This window comes from Cupriavidus sp. SIMBA_020, from assembly GCF_046535395.1.
Taxonomy (GTDB): domain Bacteria; phylum Pseudomonadota; class Gammaproteobacteria; order Burkholderiales; family Burkholderiaceae; genus Cupriavidus; species Cupriavidus campinensis.
On record NZ_JAWRWU010001554.1, the window covers coordinates 1 to 239 of the forward strand.

The following is a 239-nucleotide window of genomic DNA, read 5'->3' on the forward strand; positions in this document are numbered from 1 at the left end:
CGGGCATGCGCACGTTGCGTCTTGCGCTGGCTCGTGTCGGGCACGAACTCATGCGGCAATGCGGACGCACGGCAAGGGTGCTGCAAGAAGCACCGCCGCAATGGCCCGCTTCCGCAAGCAATCGCGAAAGGCGAACCGCAACAACCAACCGCAACAAACACCGCACTAGGCAAAAAAACTTCCGTCCGCTGCCCGCCATCAAGCGGCAAGCCGGCATTTCTTTTATGCTTTCACCCTCG

1 protein-coding gene is annotated in these 239 nt (G+C 60.7%); it reads left to right on the forward strand.

The window, feature by feature from the left end:
* A partial coding sequence (locus tag SB751_RS34820) for a hypothetical protein (RefSeq protein ID WP_410749590.1) occupies positions 1-239 on the forward strand: 239 nt, incomplete at both ends.